14 protein-coding genes and 3 pseudogenes are annotated in these 20,841 nt (G+C 43.0%); 14 read left to right on the plus strand and 3 right to left on the minus strand.

The window, feature by feature from the left end; all coding sequences use genetic code 11:
• Positions 1–529: 529 nt before the first annotated feature.
• The 4 genes and pseudogenes from MKY19_RS07155 to MKY19_RS07170 form a co-directional block, all read left to right on the plus strand.
• A pseudogene (locus MKY19_RS07155) lies at positions 530–916 on the plus strand (sigma-70 family RNA polymerase sigma factor); the annotation flags it as partial.
• A gap of 684 nt (positions 917–1,600) precedes the next feature.
• Positions 1,601–2,584: a Gfo/Idh/MocA family oxidoreductase gene (locus MKY19_RS07160; RefSeq protein WP_339804203.1), complete on the plus strand. Its 984-nt coding sequence runs from the start codon at positions 1,601–1,603 to the stop codon at positions 2,582–2,584.
• Between the two features lie 9 nt (positions 2,585–2,593).
• Positions 2,594–2,902: pseudogene (locus MKY19_RS07165) on the plus strand (sugar phosphate isomerase/epimerase); the annotation flags it as partial.
• A gap of 143 nt (positions 2,903–3,045) precedes the next feature.
• The gene (locus tag MKY19_RS07170) at positions 3,046–3,678 is read left to right on the plus strand and encodes a carbohydrate-binding family 9-like protein (protein WP_339801604.1); all 633 of its coding nucleotides are present in this window, start codon (positions 3,046–3,048) and stop codon (positions 3,676–3,678) included.
• Positions 3,679–4,431: 753 nt separating this feature from the next.
• Here MKY19_RS07170 and MKY19_RS07175 read toward each other — a convergent pair.
• On the minus strand, positions 4,432–4,635 hold the full coding sequence (locus MKY19_RS07175) for a hypothetical protein (protein ID WP_076284369.1): 204 nt from the start codon (positions 4,633–4,635) through the stop codon (positions 4,432–4,434).
• 118 nt (positions 4,636–4,753) lie between these two features.
• Between MKY19_RS07175 and MKY19_RS07180 the strand changes: the two genes are divergently transcribed.
• Positions 4,754–5,392, plus strand: a complete 639-nt coding sequence (locus MKY19_RS07180) for a hypothetical protein (RefSeq protein WP_149647832.1) — start codon at positions 4,754–4,756, stop codon at positions 5,390–5,392.
• A 69-nt stretch (positions 5,393–5,461) separates the two neighbouring features.
• On the opposite strand, the gene MKY19_RS07185 is transcribed toward MKY19_RS07180, so the two are convergent.
• Entirely contained in the window at positions 5,462–5,878 is a 417-nt protein-coding gene (locus MKY19_RS07185) for a MerR family transcriptional regulator (protein WP_042185857.1), read from the minus strand.
• Positions 5,879–5,998: 120 nt separating this feature from the next.
• Here MKY19_RS07185 and MKY19_RS07190 point away from each other — a divergent pair, with 120 nt between their 5' ends.
• Entirely contained in the window at positions 5,999–7,051 is a 1,053-nt protein-coding gene (locus MKY19_RS07190) for an NAD(P)-dependent alcohol dehydrogenase (protein ID WP_042185859.1), read from the plus strand.
• Positions 7,052–7,249: 198 nt separating this feature from the next.
• Here the strand turns inward: MKY19_RS07190 and MKY19_RS07195 are convergent, their stop codons facing one another.
• Positions 7,250–8,287: a LacI family DNA-binding transcriptional regulator gene (locus MKY19_RS07195; RefSeq protein WP_339801611.1), complete on the minus strand. Its 1,038-nt coding sequence runs from the start codon at positions 8,285–8,287 to the stop codon at positions 7,250–7,252.
• A 492-nt stretch (positions 8,288–8,779) separates the two neighbouring features.
• On the opposite strand from MKY19_RS07195, the gene MKY19_RS07200 reads away from it, so the two are divergent.
• The 8 genes and pseudogenes from MKY19_RS07200 to MKY19_RS07235 all read left to right on the plus strand — a co-directional run.
• Complete coding sequence (locus tag MKY19_RS07200) at positions 8,780–9,673, plus strand: ABC transporter permease subunit (protein WP_339804205.1); 894 nt, start codon at positions 8,780–8,782, stop codon at positions 9,671–9,673.
• Positions 9,674–9,690: 17 nt separating this feature from the next.
• Positions 9,691–10,572 (plus strand): carbohydrate ABC transporter permease, encoded by an 882-nt coding sequence (locus MKY19_RS07205; protein ID WP_339801614.1) that lies wholly within the window; start codon positions 9,691–9,693, stop codon positions 10,570–10,572.
• 61 nt (positions 10,573–10,633) lie between these two features.
• Entirely contained in the window at positions 10,634–12,244 is a 1,611-nt protein-coding gene (locus MKY19_RS07210; RefSeq protein WP_339801617.1) for an ABC transporter substrate-binding protein, read from the plus strand.
• Between the two features lie 116 nt (positions 12,245–12,360).
• The gene (locus MKY19_RS07215; protein ID WP_339801620.1) at positions 12,361–13,842 is read left to right on the plus strand and encodes a glycoside hydrolase family 32 protein; all 1,482 of its coding nucleotides are present in this window, start codon (positions 12,361–12,363) and stop codon (positions 13,840–13,842) included.
• 21 nt (positions 13,843–13,863) lie between these two features.
• Positions 13,864–14,757, plus strand: a complete 894-nt coding sequence (locus MKY19_RS07220; RefSeq protein WP_339245972.1) for an ROK family protein — start codon at positions 13,864–13,866, stop codon at positions 14,755–14,757.
• A gap of 87 nt (positions 14,758–14,844) precedes the next feature.
• Complete coding sequence (locus MKY19_RS07225; RefSeq protein WP_339801623.1) at positions 14,845–18,648, plus strand: GH32 C-terminal domain-containing protein; 3,804 nt, start codon at positions 14,845–14,847, stop codon at positions 18,646–18,648.
• 249 nt (positions 18,649–18,897) lie between these two features.
• Positions 18,898–19,896, plus strand: coding sequence for an ROK family protein (locus MKY19_RS07230; protein ID WP_339801626.1), 999 nt, complete (start codon positions 18,898–18,900; stop codon positions 19,894–19,896).
• A gap of 261 nt (positions 19,897–20,157) precedes the next feature.
• Positions 20,158–20,427, plus strand: a pseudogene (locus tag MKY19_RS07235) (MFS transporter); the annotation flags it as partial.
• Positions 20,428–20,841 lie beyond the last annotated feature (414 nt).

Here is a 20,841-nt window from a genome sequence, read left to right on the forward strand (position 1 = left end):
TTCTTTTTTCTTGTTCAACTAACGGGGAACGTTTGTTGAACGACAACAGCGGCAGTCTAAGACTTTATTTATCAAATCTTGGTCCGCCGCTGCTTCTAATAATGGATCAGTCTAAAACTCATTTTTCAAAAGTTGACGATTTTTCATTTCAAAAACCGCGTTAAATCAACGAATCCAGTCTAATACGTTATTTTCACCGAACATAAATAACACTGTGCTGGTCATTTAACAAGTTAATTATGGAAATATATATTAAATAATGCATCCAGACTTGAGTGAACACAAATTGCACTTTGCTGTTCTTTACTAAGCTATAAGATAAAAGAAGCGTTTATATAAATGATGAATCTTACGCAGGATATTGCTAAGCTGAAGGACAAATTGTCCAAGAATATAGCACAGATGAAATTGAGAAAAAACGAATAGGAACTTAACGTATGAATGAGACAATTGCACCGATGTTTGTGTTCCTGGAAAATTGGAAACGATCGTATTTGGTATGTTTTTTACATCATATCGTGTCCATAACCTCAAGAAATTTGATAACACCGGAGAAGACATGGAGGATCTGATCTCCATCGGCACCATTGGCTTGATCAAAGCCATCGAGAGCTATCGCCCGAACAAAGGGACAAAACTGGCCACATTTGCGGCTCGTTGTATTGAAAATGAAATCCTGATGTACCTTAGATCCTTGAAGAAAACACGGAAAGACGTATCTCTGTACGATCCAATTGGGACAGACAAGGAAGGAAATGAAATCACGCTGATCGATATCCTTGGCTCCGAGGCTGATGATGTCATTAAAGAGGTCGATCTGAAGATTGAGAAGAGCAAGATTTATCGTAATCTTGATATTCTGGATGATAGGGAAAAAGAGGTTGTCGTTGGGCGATTTGGATTGGATACTGGCGGGGGGGCGAACCCGTACGGTACTCACGTACCGCAAGATTTTAAGTTCTGCGCTTCTACCTACTGCAATTCACCATGATCCCGATCAGTTTGGTGGTCGGATCAGCCTCCTTTGCCTTCCGGTGGTAGACGCCGGAAAGCAGAACGATAGGCTGCCCGGGTAACGCCGTGTAGGTTCGCTCCTCCATCGCAATGGCATATCATAGAGCAACTCGAAATCGTACAGCCTCCTTCTCGGGAACAAGCGAGGTGCGACCCTCTAGAAATGCGCGTAATGGATGGAGGGAGTTCATTCCTGGAAGGGGACTGGCTTGCGGACCAGCGTTGGAGAGGGGGGGCATAGCGGGACAGCTCCCTTACATAGTATTAGACGGAATAACGGAATCGTGCAAAAAGTAACTTTCTTAGCTAAATAAAACTCTCCATCATTCTTATATAATAAAGGTAACAAGGTATCATAACTAGATAAAAGTTATTCTGTAGTAATCCGGTATAATACAAATGTAAGAGAAGGATATGCATGAAGAATGGTAAGTCATCAATGCCCAAGAAGACTAGACGCAGTAGGGAGACTTCGGATTCTCCCAACAAGGAGCTTGGATTAACATAAAATAACCTCCGCGAGTGAGAAGGATAGGATGGATGCATCATGAAAAGGTACGGGGCGGTCGTGATAGGCTGCGGTTATATGGGCTCTCTCCACTTGGACGCGATATTACGACAGGAGCGGGTCCGGTTGATCGGCGTGGCGGATTGGAACCGGGACAGGGCCTCCTTAGTGGCAAGCCAATACGGAGCCGAGTGTTGGAGCACGGATTACCGGGTCTTGATCGAGCGTGACGATGTGGATCTGGTCATTATCGCCACGTACCCGTCATCCCATCTGGAGATCGCAAAAGATTGTCTCGCTGCAGGGAAGCATATCCTATGCGAGAAGCCGATGGCGGGTAATGCACGGGAAACACAGGAATTCATGAAGCTGGCCCGTGGAGCCAAAACCAAGGTCCTGATCGGTCACATCCTTCGCCATAACACCACGTACCAGGCGGTTATGAAGATGATCCGGGAGGGCGCTATCGGCTTCCCCTTGGTCATCCGGTTATCCCAATTGAAGCCCTCCAAAAATTGGGCTTCCCAATTGTCCCTGCTCCGGGACGTCTCGCCGATCGTGGATTGCGGCGTCCATTATATCGATGTGATGCGTTGGGCTACAGGGGCGGAAGTGGTAAGCGTCAACGGGATAGGGCAGCGTCTCTATGAAGAAGTCCCGCCGTACACTTACAATTACGGACTCATGACCCTCCGTCTGTCGGACGGCTCCATCGGTTACTTTGAGACGGGGTGGGGTAAGGGGCTTCCGACTGATAACCGGAAGGAATTCATCGGACCGGCAGGCCGGATCCGCATCATCTACAAGAACGATCGACCGCGAGAGGATCAGCATCTGGGAAATCTGGTTGAGGTCGAAGACCACCGGAAAGGAACGGTTCGGCAGATCAATATGGACTTCTCCGTGAAGCCTACGGGTGCCCAACTGGACTATTTCCTGTCCATGCTGGAGAACAACTTGCCCGCTATACCGACAATGGAGGATGCATGCCGGGCGATGGATATCGCTCTCCTGGCCGACCGGGCAATCCATGAAGGAATTACGTTACCTTGCGTGAAATAAGAGTGGACCAACATGGTGATGGTAACAGGGGATGACCCGGTGTATGGTATACACCTGCTGAAGGACTATATCGTCCACATCCATGTTGAAGGACAGCATCCGACATCAGCCGGTCGATCCAAGGGATGTGTACGGTGCCATCGGATATCAGCCGCTGGATCATCAACGGATTGCAGAGCTTGTAAGCTCCGAAGTCATATTCCAGGAGGTTCCGTTGGGCGAGGGGAAGGTAGATTTTGACGCCTCCTTCGCCACCTTGCAGGAGAGCCTGAGAGGGATATAGAGCGGGCGGTCTCCTTCATCCTCCAATACAGGTAACGGCAGACGGCCGTGCGAAATCTCGGGGATCGAAACTGCGTATTGGAAAACCGGAGAATCGCGGGTCTAAATAATCAAGTTAATTAATGGGGGTGTTTTGCTGTGTTAGCCCCAGTGGGATTCCGAACAGAAGGGAATGAACCATGGAAAGAAAATTAGAAACCTTAGTAATTTCCCGCCTGACAAAACAGACGGATGGTTCAGATACAGAAGAAGTCCAGATCATCAAGCAGTATCAATGGCTTAAAGGGTATAACCCGGTCGTTACAGCAAGATTAAATTACAGTCAGGAGGATCTGAAGCTTCAGTTTAAGGTTTATGAAAAGAATCCAATACGAACATATAGAAACATGAATGATCCCGTGTATAAGGATAGCTGCATCGAGTTCTTTTTTCAGCCTACTCCTGATTCGGACCAGCGCTATATGAATTTCGAATTTAATGCGAATGGCGCAATTCTCTTGCAGATAGGAGCGGATCGGTATGATCGCTTCCCAATCACTATCAATCCGGCACTTTTCCACGTCCTATGCACCACGGATCAAATCAATGATAAAGGAGAAGTGTATTGGGAATTAAGCTTTTCGATCTCATGGGCTTGGGTACAATCTTATTTTTCGGATTTTCGGGCAGTACCGGGAAAAAGGATAAGAGGTAACTTTTACAAGTGCGGCGACGATACGACCTATCCGCATTTTGGAACATGGAGCAAAGTTCATTCGAACAAACCAGATTTTCATAGAAGCTGTGATTTTGGGATTCTGTACTTAGAGTAACTGCGAAATGCAGCGTCAATGAATAACTTCCGAAGCCGCATATACGGGGTTGGAGGTTTTTTAAGCGAGCGTAGTCGTGCAATTTTATCAGTACCCAATTTAATTCAGCACTTTGTAAATGAAGGTTGGGATTACGTCGATAGTAAGGGGATTGTTACATTTCTACCGATAGGTGATGATGATTTCAATTGGTTATGTGAAACTATTGGAATTCAATTGTTATGAAGAGATTCTAAAGCCGGATGCGATTTTCTTATATTTAATACGAATGAGATGGTTTTCAGTTTATCAATATATAGGAATAAAATTGTAGTTGAAAGTGATATTGATATTATCGACTTCACTTGGTATTTGGAAAAAATATTGCCTGTTTTTAAAAATCCAAGTTTGCAGGTTGAACAAATCATATGTGAACAAGTAGTATAAGCATTTACAGTCATTAGGTTTTTACAATTTTGACAATGATGATATTGTCTCAAAAGAAGTTGGTCAGTCATGGTGTTTGATGCTGTTGTCACAGGAAGAGTTGGAATTGATAATGTTAGAAGCGGTGAGCTTAAAGTCATAAAGTAGATCTGTTGACATTAAAGTATTAAAAGGCGACTTGTCTGCGGATAAGTTGCTTTGTTTTTTTAGGAAAGGTGATTAGATAACAAAGTATCCCGGATCCTGGAATATTATAAAACGGGATACCTCATTAGCTGTAATAATATCGGACAGCCTCTTTCCTGGAATGTTCCCTTCAAACAATGTTCAGTCCGTTGTTTCTGTATTTTTTTGTTTATCAGGAGAAATGCCGGGAGCTGTGATCTCTGGTTCGTCGCCCTGTAAAGCACCCACGATTTCTTCCAGCTTACCTGTTGCTCCCATATCGCCAGCCAGGCTTGAATCGGGTTCGGTTATGGGATCAACACCCGGGCCGCGTCCATCAAGCGGAGCTTTCTTGTCGTCCTTCATTTAATCGTCTCCTTTCTGTGTAGTCTTTGTATTTCTTTCCAATCCAAATCAAGAAAATATGATATAATGACGTCGTTATTGTAAGTTGCATTTTTAATATGAAAATAGGATGGACAATATGAGGGGATATATTCATAACGTCGATAAAAAACGATTGCTTATTATGATTATCGGCAATGTATTTCTGGGCATGGGAATTAGTATTTTCAAGCTGTCCGGTATGGGGAATGATCCCTTCAGCGGTATGGCAATGGCACTTGCAGAGAGCGTCGGTATAACATATGCGAATTTTTTGATCTTACTGAACCTGGTATTGTTTGTAATCGAATTCATAACAGGACGAAAGTTTATTGGAGTCGGGACTTTCGTAAACGCAATTCTTTTAGGATATATTGCTACTTTCTTTCATAATAATTGGCTATCTCTGTTCGGCGAACCTCAGTTGTTATGGCAGCGTGTGGTTATCGTAGCAATTGGCGTGGTGGTATGCAGTTTTGGGGTATCCCTGTATCAGACATCGAAGGTGGGAGTAGCTCCCTACGACAGCTTGTCCCTGATTATGAGAGAGAACTTCCCTAAAATATCTTATTTTTGGCACCGGATGTTTACGGATGCTCTTTGTGCTCTGATTTGTTTCCTGGCAGGAGGCATTGTAGGCTTAGGAACTTTGGTGTCAGCACTTGGTCTGGGACCCATCATTCATTTTTTTGATGTGAATTTTACGGAGAAGCTTCTGGCAAAAAGGCGTACCAATTAAAAAAATGAATTGAAGAAAGGCGGGGCAGATCAATCTGCCCCGCCTTTACTGTAATTTGAAGGTCCATTCCTAATGAGCGGATGAACTTTTTATTTTATTATTTTTATGGATATCTTCCGTACCACTATCCAAGGCAGTCTTGTAGTAGAAGCATTTGTGTTCTATGACTTCCATCGTTTTTTTCAATTCTTCCATCTGCGCTTCTACGGAAGCTTTCCGCTCCAGAAACATGTCATATCTTTGCTGTAAGGTGGAATCCCCCTCAGAGCACCACTCAATGAAATGTTTTATTTCTTTAATTGGCATCCCGGATGACTTCAGGCATTCAATTACCTTTAAAGCGTCCATATCGGATTGTTTGAATATACGTTTACCGCCGGAGGTTCTTTCTATAGAAGGGAAAAGACCTTCCTTGTCATAGTAACGTAGGGTATGTGGTGTCATGTTAAAGGACTCTGCAACTTCACTTATGGAGTATGTCTTCATCATCTATCTCCAATCTCAAATATATTTTGTGCTTGACTTAGAGTTAACTTTAAGTAATAACATATGTTTTGTAAAGCTGACGTTTTAGATTTTATTATTAACCAGAAGAGAGGTTTCACTATGATAAAAGTTAATGCACGCGCTACATTCAGTCAGGAAGGTCCATTTAAGTTAACCACAATCGAACGCCGAGAACTGCAGCCGCACGATGTTCTTATTGAGATTAAATACGCTGGTATTTGCCACTCGGACATTCATACTGCCCGCGGGGAGTGGGGACCGGTCAACTATCCACTCGTTCCGGGACATGAGATCGCCGGAATTGTCAGCCAGATTGGTTCTGAAGTCACAAAGTACTCAGTGGGCGACCGGGTAGGGGTAGGTTGTATGGTTGACTCCTGTGGAGAGTGCAGTAATTGCCATAAAGGAGAGGAGCAGTATTGCCTGAGTGGAAATACGGGCACCTATGGAGCTATCGACCGGTACGGGCAGTATACGCAAGGCGGCTACTCCACTCATATCGTCGTAACCGAGGATTTTGTGGTTCGGATCCCTGACAGTATTCCGCTTGACGCCGCTGCACCGCTTCTGTGTGCAGGAATCACCACCTATTCACCACTGCGTCATTGGGGAGCCGCTCCTGGTAAAAAAGTAGCTGTGGTGGGTCTTGGCGGACTTGGACACATGGCTGTGAAGATCGCTCATGCCATGGGGGCTGAGGTTACTGTTTTATCACAGTCCCTGAAGAAGAAGGAAGACGGATTGCAATTAGGGGCGGATCATTATTATGCCACTAGCGATCCGGAGACATTTAAACAGCTTGCCGGTTCGTTCGATCTAATCGTAAATACTGTAAGCGCGCAGATTAATATCGATGCCTATCTTTCGCTCCTGGCGCTGGATGGTACATTAGTCAATGTCGGTGCGCCTGCTGATCCTTTAGCAGTAAACGTATTCTCGCTGATCGGCCACCGCCGCTCGTTTGCCGGATCGATGATTGGCGGAATTCGTGAAACGCAGGAAATGCTTGATTTCTGCGCTGAACATAATATTGCATCTGAAATCGAGGTCATTTCTGCTGACCGGATTGATGAAGCCTGGGAGCGTGTGCTTGCTTCAGATGTCCGTTACCGGTTCGTCATCGACATCAGCACGATGGGGAACAACGAATAAGAGACGCCCTCTTTGTTGACATCACATCGTGCATCGGCTTGATTAATGCCATTAAGAGCTATCGTCCCAATAAAGGGAGTAGACAGTCATTCTTGTAGTCTAACAAACATAAAGAACCCAAGCGATTGAATTTTAAATCGCTTGGGTTCTTTGCTTCATTTTCATAGGTTATTTTTTTATCTCAAAATTATGAATTCATCAACTGATATTAGGTGTAGAGTCTCTTATGATGAGTTTGGTATAAATATGAGAAACCTGATAGGGTTGCTTCGGATCATGAATTCGGGAAAGTAGCATTTCGGCTGCTTTGACACCCATCTCATTACTATAAATATGAACCGTAGTAAGATGGGGTTCTACAATGCTTGATTCAGGACCGTTATCAAAACCACAAATGACGATGTCGTTAGGAATGGAAAGCACATTTTTGAGTGACTTCATAAAGGTAACCGCAATATAATCGTTAGCACACACGAAAGCAGAAGGGAGCTCATTTATTTGACTTAGTCTAGTATCTGCCCACTCTGGACTTGAGAAAAATAGTTGATCGTCATCGAGAATGCATTGTGTGAGATCAAGCTGAATCCCGGATTCTATTAGTGCGCGATTAAAGCCCACCCATCTTTCATTAAAACTCCTACAGTGATTATAGTCCCCGATGAACCCCAGTGATTTGTAGCCGCCCTTAATTAACTTTTTGGTAAGTTGGTATGTGCTGTGTTCGTTCTCCATGAGAAGTACATCTGCTTGGAATTCAGGGTAACAGACATCTGCAGAGCAGTCGATGAAAATAGTTGGAATACCTAGACTTGTAATCAACTTACTATATTCCGAATTGAACAACTCAATACAAATAATTCCGTCTACATTGGAGACATCAAAATTATTTGGAAGAGACAGGGACTCTTGATCAATGTCTCTAATAATGTGCATGGATAAATTATACCCCTCTGCACTGATTCTTTTTTCCATGCCACTGATCAGTTTCGAGCCAAAATGGGAAGTGTTAGGTAAGTTTTCTGTCAATAAAGCGATGTTTCCAGAGTTTCTGGATTGAACACTCTCGGTGTCCATAAAAGCAAATTGTTTATATTTTAACTCTATTGCTTTCTTAATTACTTTGTTTCTGGTTTCATCAGGTATACCGTTCGTTCCATTTAGGGCTTTAGAAGCTGTATTTCTGGAGATTCCTAAAGCATCCGCGATATCTTGTATGGTTACTTTTTCTCTGGCCACCTATGTAATTCACCTCTATATTCTTGTTCTTAATATTCGCCACAAATAGTGTACTATTTGCCATTATTCCAACTCTCTTTAATGTATATTAGTTTGCTAAAAATAGCAACATGATATTTACAAATGAACAATTTAGTTTACATTTTATTAGGTTTCATATGTGCAAAAAAATAGCTTTGTTTTTATATTTTAGAGAAAATCATAAGATTAAAGTATATATCCTTATTTAATTTGGCTGTATTTGTAATTATGTAAAATAGTATACGTCATTTATGAACAGAATAATTTGTCATATGCACATAAATATTTTTACAAAATGTGTTGACGAACGATTAAGTGTTTGGTAAATTGTAAAAGCAGCAGGACATAAGTGAGATTGAAAGCCCTTACTGCATCAAGATGTAAACATTGATAAGAACGGAGGTAAAGGCATTGCATAACCCAATAGAAGCCGAACACGGAATAACGGTGACGCGACATAAGAGTTCCTTAATGGATTATTTAAAGAAGCACTACTTTCTTTATGTTTTGCTCGCACCAGCTGTGATTCTGACCCTTATTTTTAAATACGGTCCTATGTATGGTGCGATTATAGCCTTTAAAGATTTCAGCCCAATCAAAGGGATTATGGGGAGTGAATGGGTAGGTTTGTACAACTTCGAGAAATTCCTTTCTTCTCCCAATTTCGAAGTAATCTTTTTGAATACGCTTAAATTAAGTTTCTTCGGATTAATTCTGAGTTTTCCAATTCCGATCCTGCTTGCCTTAATGTTGAATCAAATTCGCCGTGCAGGCGTCAAAAAGAACATTCAATTGTTCTTGTATGCACCTAACTTTATTTCTGTTGTCGTTGTGGTCGGGATGTTGTTTATCTTCTTGTCCCCAACGGGACCGATTAACCAGTTTTTTACCTGGCTTACAGGTGAACCAATTATGTTCATGTCTCGTCCCGAGTACTTCCGTTCGATTTACATTTTATCTGATATTTGGACCGGAGCCGGTTGGGCATCCATTATTTATGTAGCAGCGCTTGCTAATGTCGATCCTGAGTTACATAATGCAGCCAATCTCGATGGCGCTAATCTTCTACAAAGAATACGCCATATCGATCTGCCAACCATTCGTCCAATTATGGCTATCGTATTTATCCTTGCAGCTGGTGGGATTATGTCCATTGGCTTCGAAAAAGCCTATCTCATGCAAACGGCGATGAACTTACCAACCTCAGAAATCATTCCGACTTACGTTTATAAAATTGGTTTGCAGTCGGGCGATTATGCCTATTCAGCCGCAGTAGGATTGTTTAACTCTATCATCAACATCGTCTTGCTCCTCACAGTTAACTTCACCGTGAAGAAACTGAATGAGGGTGAAGGTCTTTACTAAGAAAGGAGCAACAAGCTATGCCTATTAAACATTCCGGATTAGATCGCTTTATCGTCGTGCTGAACGCGATCTTCCTGACACTGGCCGTACTTATCATTGTACTTCCTTTGATTTATGTAGTGATTGCATCTTTTATGGATCCATCAGTTCTGCTCAGTAAAGGATTATCATTCAACCTTACGGACTGGTCATTAGAAGGGTATAAAAAAATTCTTTCTAATCCGGCCATGATCCGAGGTTTTGGAAACTCTGTTTTATACTCTGTTTCATTTGCTATGCTTACCGTTCTCGTCTCAATCTGTGCAGGGTACGCACTGTCTGATGACAGGCTCAAAGGAAAAGGGTTCTTCATGACATTGTTTATTATCACCATGTTCTTTGGGGGTGGGCTTATACCTACATACCTGCTCGTTAAGAATCTTGGTCTGCTTGATACAGTATGGGCGGTGATCATTCCAGGAGCAGTCAATGTATGGAACATCATTCTCTCTAGAACTTTCTTCAAAGGAGTACCGAATGAAATGAAGGAAGCCGCTAATGTAGATGGAGCTTCGGAGATGCGGATTTTCTTCAGTGTCGTATTACCGCTCTCCAAACCGATTGTTTTTGTGCTCGCTCTTTATGCCTTTGTTGGCCAGTGGAATTCCTACTTTGACGCTATGATCTATTTAGATAATCCTAATCTTCATCCACTGCAGCTCGTGTTGCGTTCCATCTTGATCCAGAATCAGGTAGATCCGGGCATGATCAGCGATCAACTCGCCATGGCGGAAATGAAACGATTGTCTGAAATCATCAAGTATGCTGCCATCGTTGTTTCCAGTTTGCCACTCATTGTTATGTATCCGTTCTTCCAGAAGTACTTTGAAAAAGGTGTTATGGTCGGTTCCCTTAAGTAGGAAACAGGCTGCGCATAGATAAAGGTTAATTCATTCATATCTAATTTGGAGGTCATACCCTATGAAAAGAATTAAGAAATCAAGAGTTTCGACGAAAGCAGCTTCTGTAACTGTACTTGCTTCACTTATGTTCCTTAGTGCATGCGGTGGAGGAGGAGGGGGAAGTGCAGCTAGTAAAGAACAGGACGCCAGCGGTAAAGTAACTTTGAACTTTATTACGCAAAGCTCTCCACTTGCACCAACGGATCCAAATGAAAAGCTGATTAATAAACGTCTTGAAGAAAAGACGAATGTTCATATTAATTGGAAGAATTTCACGAAAGACGTATTTGTTGAAAAAAGAAACTTGGCTGTGGCAAGTGGTGATCTTCCTGATGCAATTTTTAATGCGGACTATAGTGACTATGAGCTGCTCAAGCTTGCTAAAGATGGTGCCATCGTTCCGCTGAATGATCTCATCGAGAACAATATGCCAAACTTCAAAAAGGTGCTGGAAGAAACACCAGAATATAAGAGTATGATTACGGCACCAGATGGCAATATTTATGCCTTTCCATGGATTGAAGAGCTGGGTAGCGGTAAAGAAAGAATCCAGGCGGTAGATAGTATGCCTTGGATCAATGTGGAATGGCTTAAGAAGCTTGGCCTTGATATGCCTAAAACAACAGAAGAATTAAAGGAAGTATTAATTGCATTCAAGACAAAAGATCCAAATGGCAACGGTAAGGCTGACGAAATTCCATTGTCCTTTATTAACAAGCCAGGAGCAGAAGATCTGGCATTCCTATTTGCTTCGTTTGGATTGGGTGAGAACCCTGACCATGCGGTTGTGAGCAATGATGGGAAAGTGATATTTACGGCGGCACAAGAAGACTACAAGGAAGCAGTTTCTTTTATTAACGAGCTGTATAAAGAAGGACTCATTGATATTGAAGCCTACACACAAGACTGGAGTACTTACCTTGCAAAAGGAAAGGATCAGAAATACGGACTTTACTTCTCATGGGATAAGGCCAACATCACCGGAGATAATGACAGCTACGAAGTTATGCCTCCACTTGCTGGACCCGATGGTGAAGTTAACGTAACAAGAACGAACGCGCTTGGTTTGGGAAGAGGTAAGATGGTTGTCACAAGCGCCAATAAGAACTTGGAAACGACAGCGAAATGGGTTGATCAACTCTTCGATCCGATTCAATCTGTACAGAACAACTGGGGGACGTATGGAGATGAAAAACAGCAGAATATTTTCGAATTTGATAAAGAAAAAGGAATGCTGAAACATTTGCCGCTGGAGGGTGCAGCTCCTGTAGAACTACGTGAGAAAACAAGTGTCGGTGGACCCTTAGCTATCCTTGATTCCTATTATGGCAAATACACAACCATGCCGGATGATGCCAAAGGCAGAATGGATATTATCAAGAACATCATGGCGCCAAAAATGAAAGCAGAAAACGTAATGCCGAGTGTATTCCACTCCATTCAAGAGCTTGATCGCCTTACGACAATTGAAACAGATCTTTTTGCCTACGTGCTTAGAATGCGCACGGAATGGTACCAAAACGGTAAAATCGAAGCGCAGTGGGATGAATATCTGAAAGAATTGGATCGTCTGGGCTTGCAAGAATGGCTTGAAATTAAACAAGGCGGATATGATAGAGCAACCCAATAACAAATGATTACTATTGTGGGATGAAGGCCGTGTTCCATGCAGTTACACTGCTACACACGACCTTCATCTATATAAAGAGAGATGATCTTAGAACGGGAGTAAAGGAGAAAACAATAATGTCTACGATTGCGAAACAAAATTACCGAGGAGTGTATCATTTTTCCCCTAAGGAAAAGTGGATGAATGATCCAAACGGAATGGTTTATTTTGAGGATGAATATCATTTGTTTTTTCAGCACCATCCAGGTGGAATGACTATGGGCGCTATGCACTGGGGCCATGCGGTCAGCAAGGATCTTGTTACATGGGAGGAGCTGCCTATCGCTCTTGCTCCAGATGAATTAGGTATGATTTTTTCCGGCAGTGCCGTAGTTGACTGGAATAATACGACTGGATTTTTTGAAGATAAACCAGGTCTAGTAGCGATTTTTACACACCATTTGGATATGCCGGAAGGCAAGCCAGCCATTCAGCGTCAAAGCTTGGCTTATAGTAAGGATAACGGAAGAACCTGGACGAAATATGATGGAAACCCGGTGCTTGAACATGATACATTCATTGATTTCCGTGACCCGAAAGTAATTTGGAATAAAGATACGAATCAATGGGTGATGGTTGTAGCTTGTGGTCAAACGGTGTGTTTATATCATTCTCCTGATCTAATTAACTGGACATATGCCAGCGAATTTGGTAACGGAATCGGTTCTCATGACGGGGTATGGGAATGCCCAGACTTGTTCCCACTTGCTATTGATGGCGATCATTCGAACACGAAATGGGTGATGCTTGTGAGCATCGGTGCGGATCCCGCTTTTGTGGAAGGGTCAAGAACTCAGTATTTCACAGGGGATTTTGATGGAGAAGTGTTCACGCCAGATGAAGATTCGATAAAAGTTCGCTGGATTGATTATGGAAGAGATAATTATGCAGGTGTAAGCTGGTCTGATATACCGGCTGAAGATGGAAGACGACTATTTATCGGCTGGATGAGCAACTGGATGTATGCTAACAAGACGCCGGCAGAAGAATTCCGCGGCGCGATGACGATTGCAAGGGAGCTTCAACTCGAATCAAGACAAGGGGAGATCTTTCTTGTGCAGAAGCCGGTACAAGAGTTGGAATCTGCTCGTGTACAAGTCCTTTCTGTGAAAGCTGCAACGGTGCAAGAAATCAATACTCTTCTTAAGGAGATTCACTTGGAATCTTATGAGATTATAGCTGAGTTCACTCGAGGTAAATCTGTAGGCTTCAAAGTAAGAGTAGGTGCGGATAGTCAAACAATAATCGGTATTAACGGTGAGACAGAGGAGCTTTATGTAGATCGGATGGCTTCAGGTCAGCATGATTTCCACGAACATTTCGTAGGACATCATTCAGCCAAGCTCGAAGCGCTTGATGAGTCAAATGATCTCCGTATTTTTGTGGATCGCTCTTCAGTTGAGGCGTTCAGTAATGGTGGTCAGGCAGTGATTACGGATCTTATATTCCCTGGACTAGAATCTAAAGGTATAGCTGTGTTTGCAGAAAATGAGAATGACTTGCTGATTTCCCTGGATATCTATGAGCTTACTTCCTCTGCTGAGCAAGACAAGAATTAGTCATCGAGAGGAGTCATGTATATGCGTATAGGAGCGATTGAAGCTGGCGGGACGAAGTTTATATGTGGCATTGGGAATGAAAATGGGGAAATTGAAGATCAGATTAGTTTCCCAACAGAACATCCTGAGGTGACGTTGCCTAAAGTTATTCAATATTTTCAAGGCAAGCAAGTAGAAGCTATCGGAATTGGATCGTTTGGTCCGATTGATATTCACACAGATAGCAGGGCGTATGGTTACGTTACAACAACACCAAAGCCAGGGTGGGGAAATTACGATATGCTGGGCACTTTGAAAAGAAATTTTTCGGTTCCTTTTGGATGGGACACGGATGTCAATGCAGCGGCATTTGGTGAAGCCAAATGGGGCGCTGCCCAAGGGTTATCCAGCTGTTTGTACTATACAGTTGGCACGGGTGTTGGTGTGGGAGTGTATTCAGAAGGTAAACTCATACATGGTCTTGTGCATCCTGAAGGGGGTCATGTTCTTACGAGACGCCATCCTGACGATGTATTCCCAGGGGGATGTCCCTATCATGGGGACTGCCTAGAAGGGATGGCGGCAGGTCCTGCTATTGAAGCAAGGTGGGGGAAGAAGGGCCATGAACTTCCTATGGATCACCTTGCATGGGAAATGGAAGCATTTTATATTGCACAGTCGATTACGGGTGCTATATTGCTTAACTCTCCTCAGAAAATCATTCTGGGTGGTGGTGTTATGCAGCAGTCACAATTGTTTCCACTGATCCGTCAGGCTGTGCTTCAGAACCTGAACGGCTATGTCAGCTCAAGTACTATTTTGGAACACATAGATGAGTATATCGTTCCACCAGGACTAGGCCAACAGGCGGGATTATGCGGTGCTCTGGCTCTTGGACTCACAGCACTGGAAAGTCAGATTTCTGCTCAATTGTAAAAGAATATATAGAGGAGGTCAGTGCAGTAATGAATTGGCCTCCTTCTTGTTTTTCAATATTAATGATAGAAAAAGAGGGCAAAGAAGATGAAAAATAAAGGAAAAGTCGCAATATGCTTTCTTATGGCAACAGGACTTGTAATGACTTCAGCAGGCATTTATGTAGCAAATCCCGGGACTGGATGGGCTGCGCTCGCTGAACTGGAGGTAAGCAAACGAGCTAAGGAGGGACTTTCTATTTTTGAAAGCGTAACCAATACAAATACGAATTTGACAGGTTGGCAAATAAAAGGAAAAGGTAACTTGGTGGATACTCCTGAAGGAATCTTACTGTCTTCCGATCCAAAAGAAAATGTAATGGCAATCTCCGAAACGGTGTCAGAGGATTTTATCTATGAAGCTGACGTCATGATCAAGGATATGCAAGCTGACGCGACCTTATTGTTCCGTTCTAATGAAGATGGCTGGGGTTCCTACATGCTCCAAATCGTACCGAATGCAGGTATGATTCGTTTACAAGACGCAAGTGGTGGTGAAGGGAAATTAAAAGAGGAGCGAAAAGTTACAGTCAAGGTAGGCGAAATCTATCATCTCAAGGTGAAAGCAGAGGGGTCATCGCTGAAAGTATATTGGGACAATGCATATAAACCTGTAATTGAGGTTCAGGATAACGCGTATCGTACAGGTAAGCTAGGACTCAATGTATGGGATGGTTCTGTTTTGTTCCAAAACATAATCGTAAGTGATCTGAAAGGAAATCTAGGTGCTGTGGTTACAAATCAAGGACAATGGCAGCCTAATATCAGCGGCAAAAAAGGAATGGTAGTAAACCAGAGTAAGTCACAGCAAATTTATAACAAAAAAGCTGCTGATTTTGTATATGAAGGAAATATATCTCTTCGTCCTGATTCTGTTGCAGCGCTCGCCTTTCGTTCATCGGCTGATGGAACAAAGGGATATGAAGCTGCCCTTACGAAGGAAGGAAATCAGGTCCGTGTAAGCTTGACGAAAGCTAACGGAACAGACATTGCAAGTTCACAGCATACCTATCCAAGTCAGACCGGAGCAAAACATCACGTAGAGATAAAGGCAAGTGGAAACAGAATTCAGGTCTTCCTAGACGGATACACCCCGGCTGCAATCGATCTAACAGATAAAACCTACACCGATGGATATGCAGGAATCGTCGTTAAACAAGGAACGGCTTACTTCCAGGATACTTATGTGACGGATGCTAGCAGTTATTATAATGAAAAATATCGTCCTCAATATCACTATACGCCAATTCGTGGTTCTGCAAGTGATCCGAATGGACTGGTCTATTTCGAAGGAGAATATCATCTATTCCATCAGGACGGAGGCACATGGGCACATTCTGTCAGTAAAGATATGCTGAACTGGAAGCGGCTTCCGATTGCGCTACCGTGGAATGATCATGGACATGTCTGGTCTGGATCGGCTGTGGCAGATTTGACGAATGCATCAGGCTTGTTCGGGGATTCAGGAGGTAAGGGGCTAATTGCCTACTACACTTCCTATAATCCCGATGGCCCGAATGGGAATCAGCGCATCGGTCTTGCATACAGCAAGGACCAAGGTCGTACTTGGGAATATTCCAAGGAACGTCCAATTGTTATTGGAAATCCCGGCGATAATGGAGATGAGCCTGGAGGTTGGGATTTCCGTGATCCGAAAGTGATTCGTGATAACGACAATAACAGGTGGGTAATGGTTGTATCCGGTGGAGATCATATTCGTTTTTTTACTTCAACGAATCTACTTGATTGGACCCTGACAGATAGTTGGGGATACGGGGACTATGTTCGCGGCGGTGTATGGGAATGTCCGGATTTGCTTCAGCTTTCGGTAGACGGAACATCACAGAAGAAGTGGGTTCTGATGATTAGTACAGGAGCGAATTCAAAAACAGGCGGATCAGATGCTGAATATTTTGTGGGTCATTTAACAGCGGAAGGTAAATTCGTAAATGATAATCCGGCAGGCATAGTATTGCGAACTGATTTTGGAAAAGAATTCTATGCATCAATGTCTTTTTCGAACACGCCAGATCATCGCAGTGTAATGATGGCTTGGATGACAAACTGGGACTATCCATTTGCTTTCCCGACTACCAATTGGAAAGGCGTACTGTCAATCCCAAGGGAAGTCTCATTAGTAACGACTAAAGATGGGATTCAGCTCGCCCAAAGCCCAATCAAGGAGTTAGAATCGTTACGTAGTCAGCTGTATTCTACAGCTAATAAAGTGGTGAGTCCTTCTTCTCAGAACCTACTGAAAGGCGTTACTTCTGGTGCGTACGAGATTGAAGCTGAAGTAGAAAATCCTGCAGGCAGTCAGGTCAATGAATTTGGCTTTAACGTTCGTGTAGGTGGAAATCAGAAAACGGTAGTTGGATATAAACCTAGTGAGAGTAAGATTTTCGTGGATCGGTCTGCATCTGGTTTGACGGATTTTTCGAGTTTATTTAATACAAGACATGAAGCGCCAATGCAAACGGAGAATAAGCGTGTTAAGATGCGTATCCTTGTAGACGAGTCTTCTCTTGAGGTTTTTGGTAACAACGGTAAAGTTGTTTTCTCTGATGTCATTTTTCCGGATCCAGCTAGCAGAGCTTTGAGCTTTTACACCAAAGGAGGCAACGTAAAAGTCGTATCTCTGAAGGTGAATCGGTTAGGCTCTGTATGGAATCAGGAGTCCAATTCCGCTACCAAGATAATGATGGATACAAATGATCGGGAATTGAGCAAGGGGCAAAGCGACAAACTCTTGGCAATGGTAGAGAATGGAACAGGCAATGGTGCACAGCCGCTGAAATGGAATTCCAGTAACAAGGATATAGTTGAACTAAACGTGATGGATAACTCACAGGCAACCATTGTAGGAAAAAAAGAAGGCGAGTCTATCATTACTGTCTCTACCCCAAATGGGAAGACTTCAACAAGCGTATTAGTTAAGGTAACTGATGGTGAATTTCATACGAACTTAGGTGGATGGACTAAAGATCTTTCTGCGGCCTCTTGGGTCATTAGTGAAAATGGAATTCGTGGAAATTACTTGAGTGACGCGAATTATATCGCAGCGAAGCAGGCTGGAGACTTTACTTATGAAGCAGATATGATGTTAGGGAAATCCGGGGGAGCAGGCTCTATGTTGTTCCGCGCCAGCGAAGATGGACGCAGCGGATACTACTTAAATCTGGATCCGAATATGAAGTCCGTACGTCTCTTTTATAAAATCGAAGGCCGTTTTGAAGAGCGTCAAATACTGGCGAAAGTTCCGACGTTCATTCAGCCGGGTCAAACCTATAAAGTAAAAATCGAAGCGAAGGGCCCGCATATTGTGGTTTATGTGGACGGGCAGAAAGTGATCGACCTGCAGGATGGCACTTTTGCAGAAGGTCGCTTTGGATTACATGTATTTGGTGGATATGTTTCATATCAGAACGTTAACGTGAGCGGAGAAACACCTGCCAACTTGACCACATCCAGTCTAGTAAATGCAAAACTACACAAATCTCTCTATACAGCAAATCTTGCAAATGGTGAAGCTGTTACCCTGAAGGATGCGAATGATTCTACGGATCAGAAGTGGGTGATCGTGCCGACGGGGGATGATGCAGGTTCCTATTCCATTCGTACAACAGCCGGTCAGGCGCTTGATCTAGACACAGGGCAAAATAAAATTCAGTTATACCATTATCTCGGATATAACAATCAGCGTTGGATTTTTCACAAAAATGATGATGGTACCGTAAGTATTATTTCTGCTCATCATAAGAAAGCGCTGGAAGTATCAGCGGATGGAACAACATTGTCTCTAAGCGAATTTGATCCTACTCTTGATCGGCAAAAATGGGTAATTACGAATTAAGATGAGAATGATGGAACTAATGGAAGAGCGGCTAAGATTTGTTGGCTCTATTTCTTAATAATTAAAGGTCCTTATTGTTAATCCGAGCCAGGTTCAATTCTTTGCAATTCAGTTTGATGGACCCCAAGATTTAATATTTCACTATCGTATTAAGATACGAAGATGAAAACTAGACGACATTAAGGTACAATCATACTTAAAAGGAATACCTGATGAATTGATCCCTACGTTCATCGAGCAGGGGGGCTTATGAGAACAGCAAACGCCAACTTAATGAAGGAAATTAATCTTAACAACGTTCGTCAAGTGATGAAACGTATAAATACAGCCACCAAACCCCAGCTGGCAGCACTGACCAAACTGAGCGTCGTAACAGTAAACTCATTAGTCAAGGAGCTGCACGAGTTAGGTGAGCTGTTCGAAGACTTGACTGTACCATCAAACGGCGGTAGGCCAGCACAAACTTATCGCTACAATTACAACTTCAGCCTCGGGCTGGTTATTTATCTGAAGGATAAAGAGGGACAGGTACTGATTTCAGCCACCGTTGTGAATTTGGAGAACGAGATTCTGGCGAAGGATGAACATATCATTCCAGTCTTCGAAAGACAATTTTTTTGTGATATTATTGAACACTCTATAGCCTTGTATCCTTCTATCAAGGTTATTGGCATAGGCATTCCGGGACAGGTTGTCAACGGTGAAATTAAAGTCAGCAGCCACCATGAGCTGACTGGCTCACGGATGATTCAAGAGATTGAGCAACAATTTGAGTTGCCTATCTTGGTTGAAAATGACGTTAATGCAGCTATCAGCGGATATTGCATGAACCAGGGAGAGGAACAGTACTTGCTCGGTCTTTACTTTCCAAACAGGTACCCACCTGGCATGGGTATCTATCTGAATGGAAAGATCCTTAAAGGTAATCAGGGCATGTCAGGGGAAATAAAATTCCTGCCCGACATGCCTGACTGGAGTCTCGAGATGGGCAAGGACACGTTCATCGATACTACCTGCCGGATTATCCAAACCCTGAATGCTGTTCTTGCTCCGGACAAAATTGTAATATATCAGGATAAGGTGGAATTAGAAATCTGGACATCTGCTTGGGAAGCTTATCAGCTTCGACATCCAATGCCCATTTATCCACAGATTGTTATGCAAGATACATTTCAAGAAGATTTCGAGGCCGGCCTGCGCTGGTTGACATTGAAGTCATTGGAGCCGGATTTGGTCGAGCTCCATTAAGAGGTTGTCCCATAAGTCATGAGATGAATGACTTATGGGACAAGCCTCTTTTTTTAGGTGATCAATATGAGTATTGATCCAATTGCTGATATGCACTGCACACTAATGATACAGCTCCAGATCATTGAATGGGTTGCTTGACAAAGGAATGCTTATATTGCATACTTCATACATAGACTTTATAAAGTATATTTATTAAGTGTATAAATGTATTTCTTTACGCGTGCAACGAATCATTTTTATCACGAGGGGGAAGCATGCTTGTCTACCTGGTTTTTGATTATTATATATCTGGCTTTTATTAGTCTAGGACTTCCTGACTCTTTACTCGGCTCGGCATGGCCCGTTATCTGGCCCGAGATTGGTTCATCTCTTGGCTCGGCGGGTATCGTGTCCAGTCTGTTCAGCAAAAGGATGGTCGAGCGTCTGGGTACGGGTAGAATCACATTGTTCAGTTGTTTCCTTACTGCGGTTGCGCTACTTGGATTTTTCATTGCTCCATCGATGCTCTGGTTCATAGTATTTGCCCTACTAACATTGATGTTTTTGAGTACAGAGACGATTAATAGATTGCTGATAAAACCCACGCAAGGGAGGGGTTAAAGAGATGGTTTATATCATTTTATGCGCAATCATCTGGGTAGGAGTGTATTTGAATCTAGCCGCATCGAAGGAATCGATGGATGTGAAGCCTATTCGTTCCGTGAATGATCTGTTTGAATAACCAAGGAGCAACGTAAAAAGCATTTGATCCTGGATCAAATGCTTTTTTGATAGTACAAAGACATTATCGTTTCAATTGCATAGTTATACTAGTATGAGGAAGGTTAGCCTTTTGAAGGTAAGTAGGGGCTAACAAGCTCCCCTTGGTTATATAGATTTATCATACAAGTAATCAACACCCCAAATCATTCCGTTACAGGCGGAATAGCTTGGGGTGTTGCA

It is taken from the genome of Paenibacillus sp. FSL R5-0744, assembly GCF_037972555.1.
In the GTDB taxonomy this organism is placed as follows: Bacteria; Bacillota; Bacilli; order Paenibacillales; family Paenibacillaceae; genus Paenibacillus_AQ.

Excerpts from the sequence above, each read along its gene's own strand:
- MKY19_RS07160 (WP_339804203.1), top strand. The coding sequence starts at position 1,601 with ATGGGCTCTCTCCACTTGGACGCGATATTACGACAGGAGCGGGTCCGG.
- MKY19_RS07170 (WP_339801604.1), top strand. The coding sequence starts at position 3,046 with ATGGAAAGAAAATTAGAAACCTTAGTAATTTCCCGCCTGACAAAACAG.
- MKY19_RS07175 (WP_076284369.1), bottom strand. The coding sequence starts at position 4,635 with ATGAAGGACGACAAGAAAGCTCCGCTTGATGGACGCGGCCCGGGTGTT.
- MKY19_RS07180 (WP_149647832.1), top strand. The coding sequence starts at position 4,754 with ATGAGGGGATATATTCATAACGTCGATAAAAAACGATTGCTTATTATG.
- MKY19_RS07185 (WP_042185857.1), bottom strand. The coding sequence starts at position 5,878 with ATGAAGACATACTCCATAAGTGAAGTTGCAGAGTCCTTTAACATGACA.
- MKY19_RS07190 (WP_042185859.1), top strand. The coding sequence starts at position 5,999 with ATGATAAAAGTTAATGCACGCGCTACATTCAGTCAGGAAGGTCCATTT.
- MKY19_RS07200 (WP_339804205.1), top strand. The coding sequence starts at position 8,780 with ATGGATTATTTAAAGAAGCACTACTTTCTTTATGTTTTGCTCGCACCA.
- MKY19_RS07205 (WP_339801614.1), top strand. The coding sequence starts at position 9,691 with ATGCCTATTAAACATTCCGGATTAGATCGCTTTATCGTCGTGCTGAAC.
- MKY19_RS07210 (WP_339801617.1), top strand. The coding sequence starts at position 10,634 with ATGAAAAGAATTAAGAAATCAAGAGTTTCGACGAAAGCAGCTTCTGTA.
- MKY19_RS07215 (WP_339801620.1), top strand. The coding sequence starts at position 12,361 with ATGTCTACGATTGCGAAACAAAATTACCGAGGAGTGTATCATTTTTCC.
- MKY19_RS07220 (WP_339245972.1), top strand. The coding sequence starts at position 13,864 with ATGCGTATAGGAGCGATTGAAGCTGGCGGGACGAAGTTTATATGTGGC.
- MKY19_RS07225 (WP_339801623.1), top strand. The coding sequence starts at position 14,845 with ATGAAAAATAAAGGAAAAGTCGCAATATGCTTTCTTATGGCAACAGGA.
- MKY19_RS07230 (WP_339801626.1), top strand. The coding sequence starts at position 18,898 with ATGAGAACAGCAAACGCCAACTTAATGAAGGAAATTAATCTTAACAAC.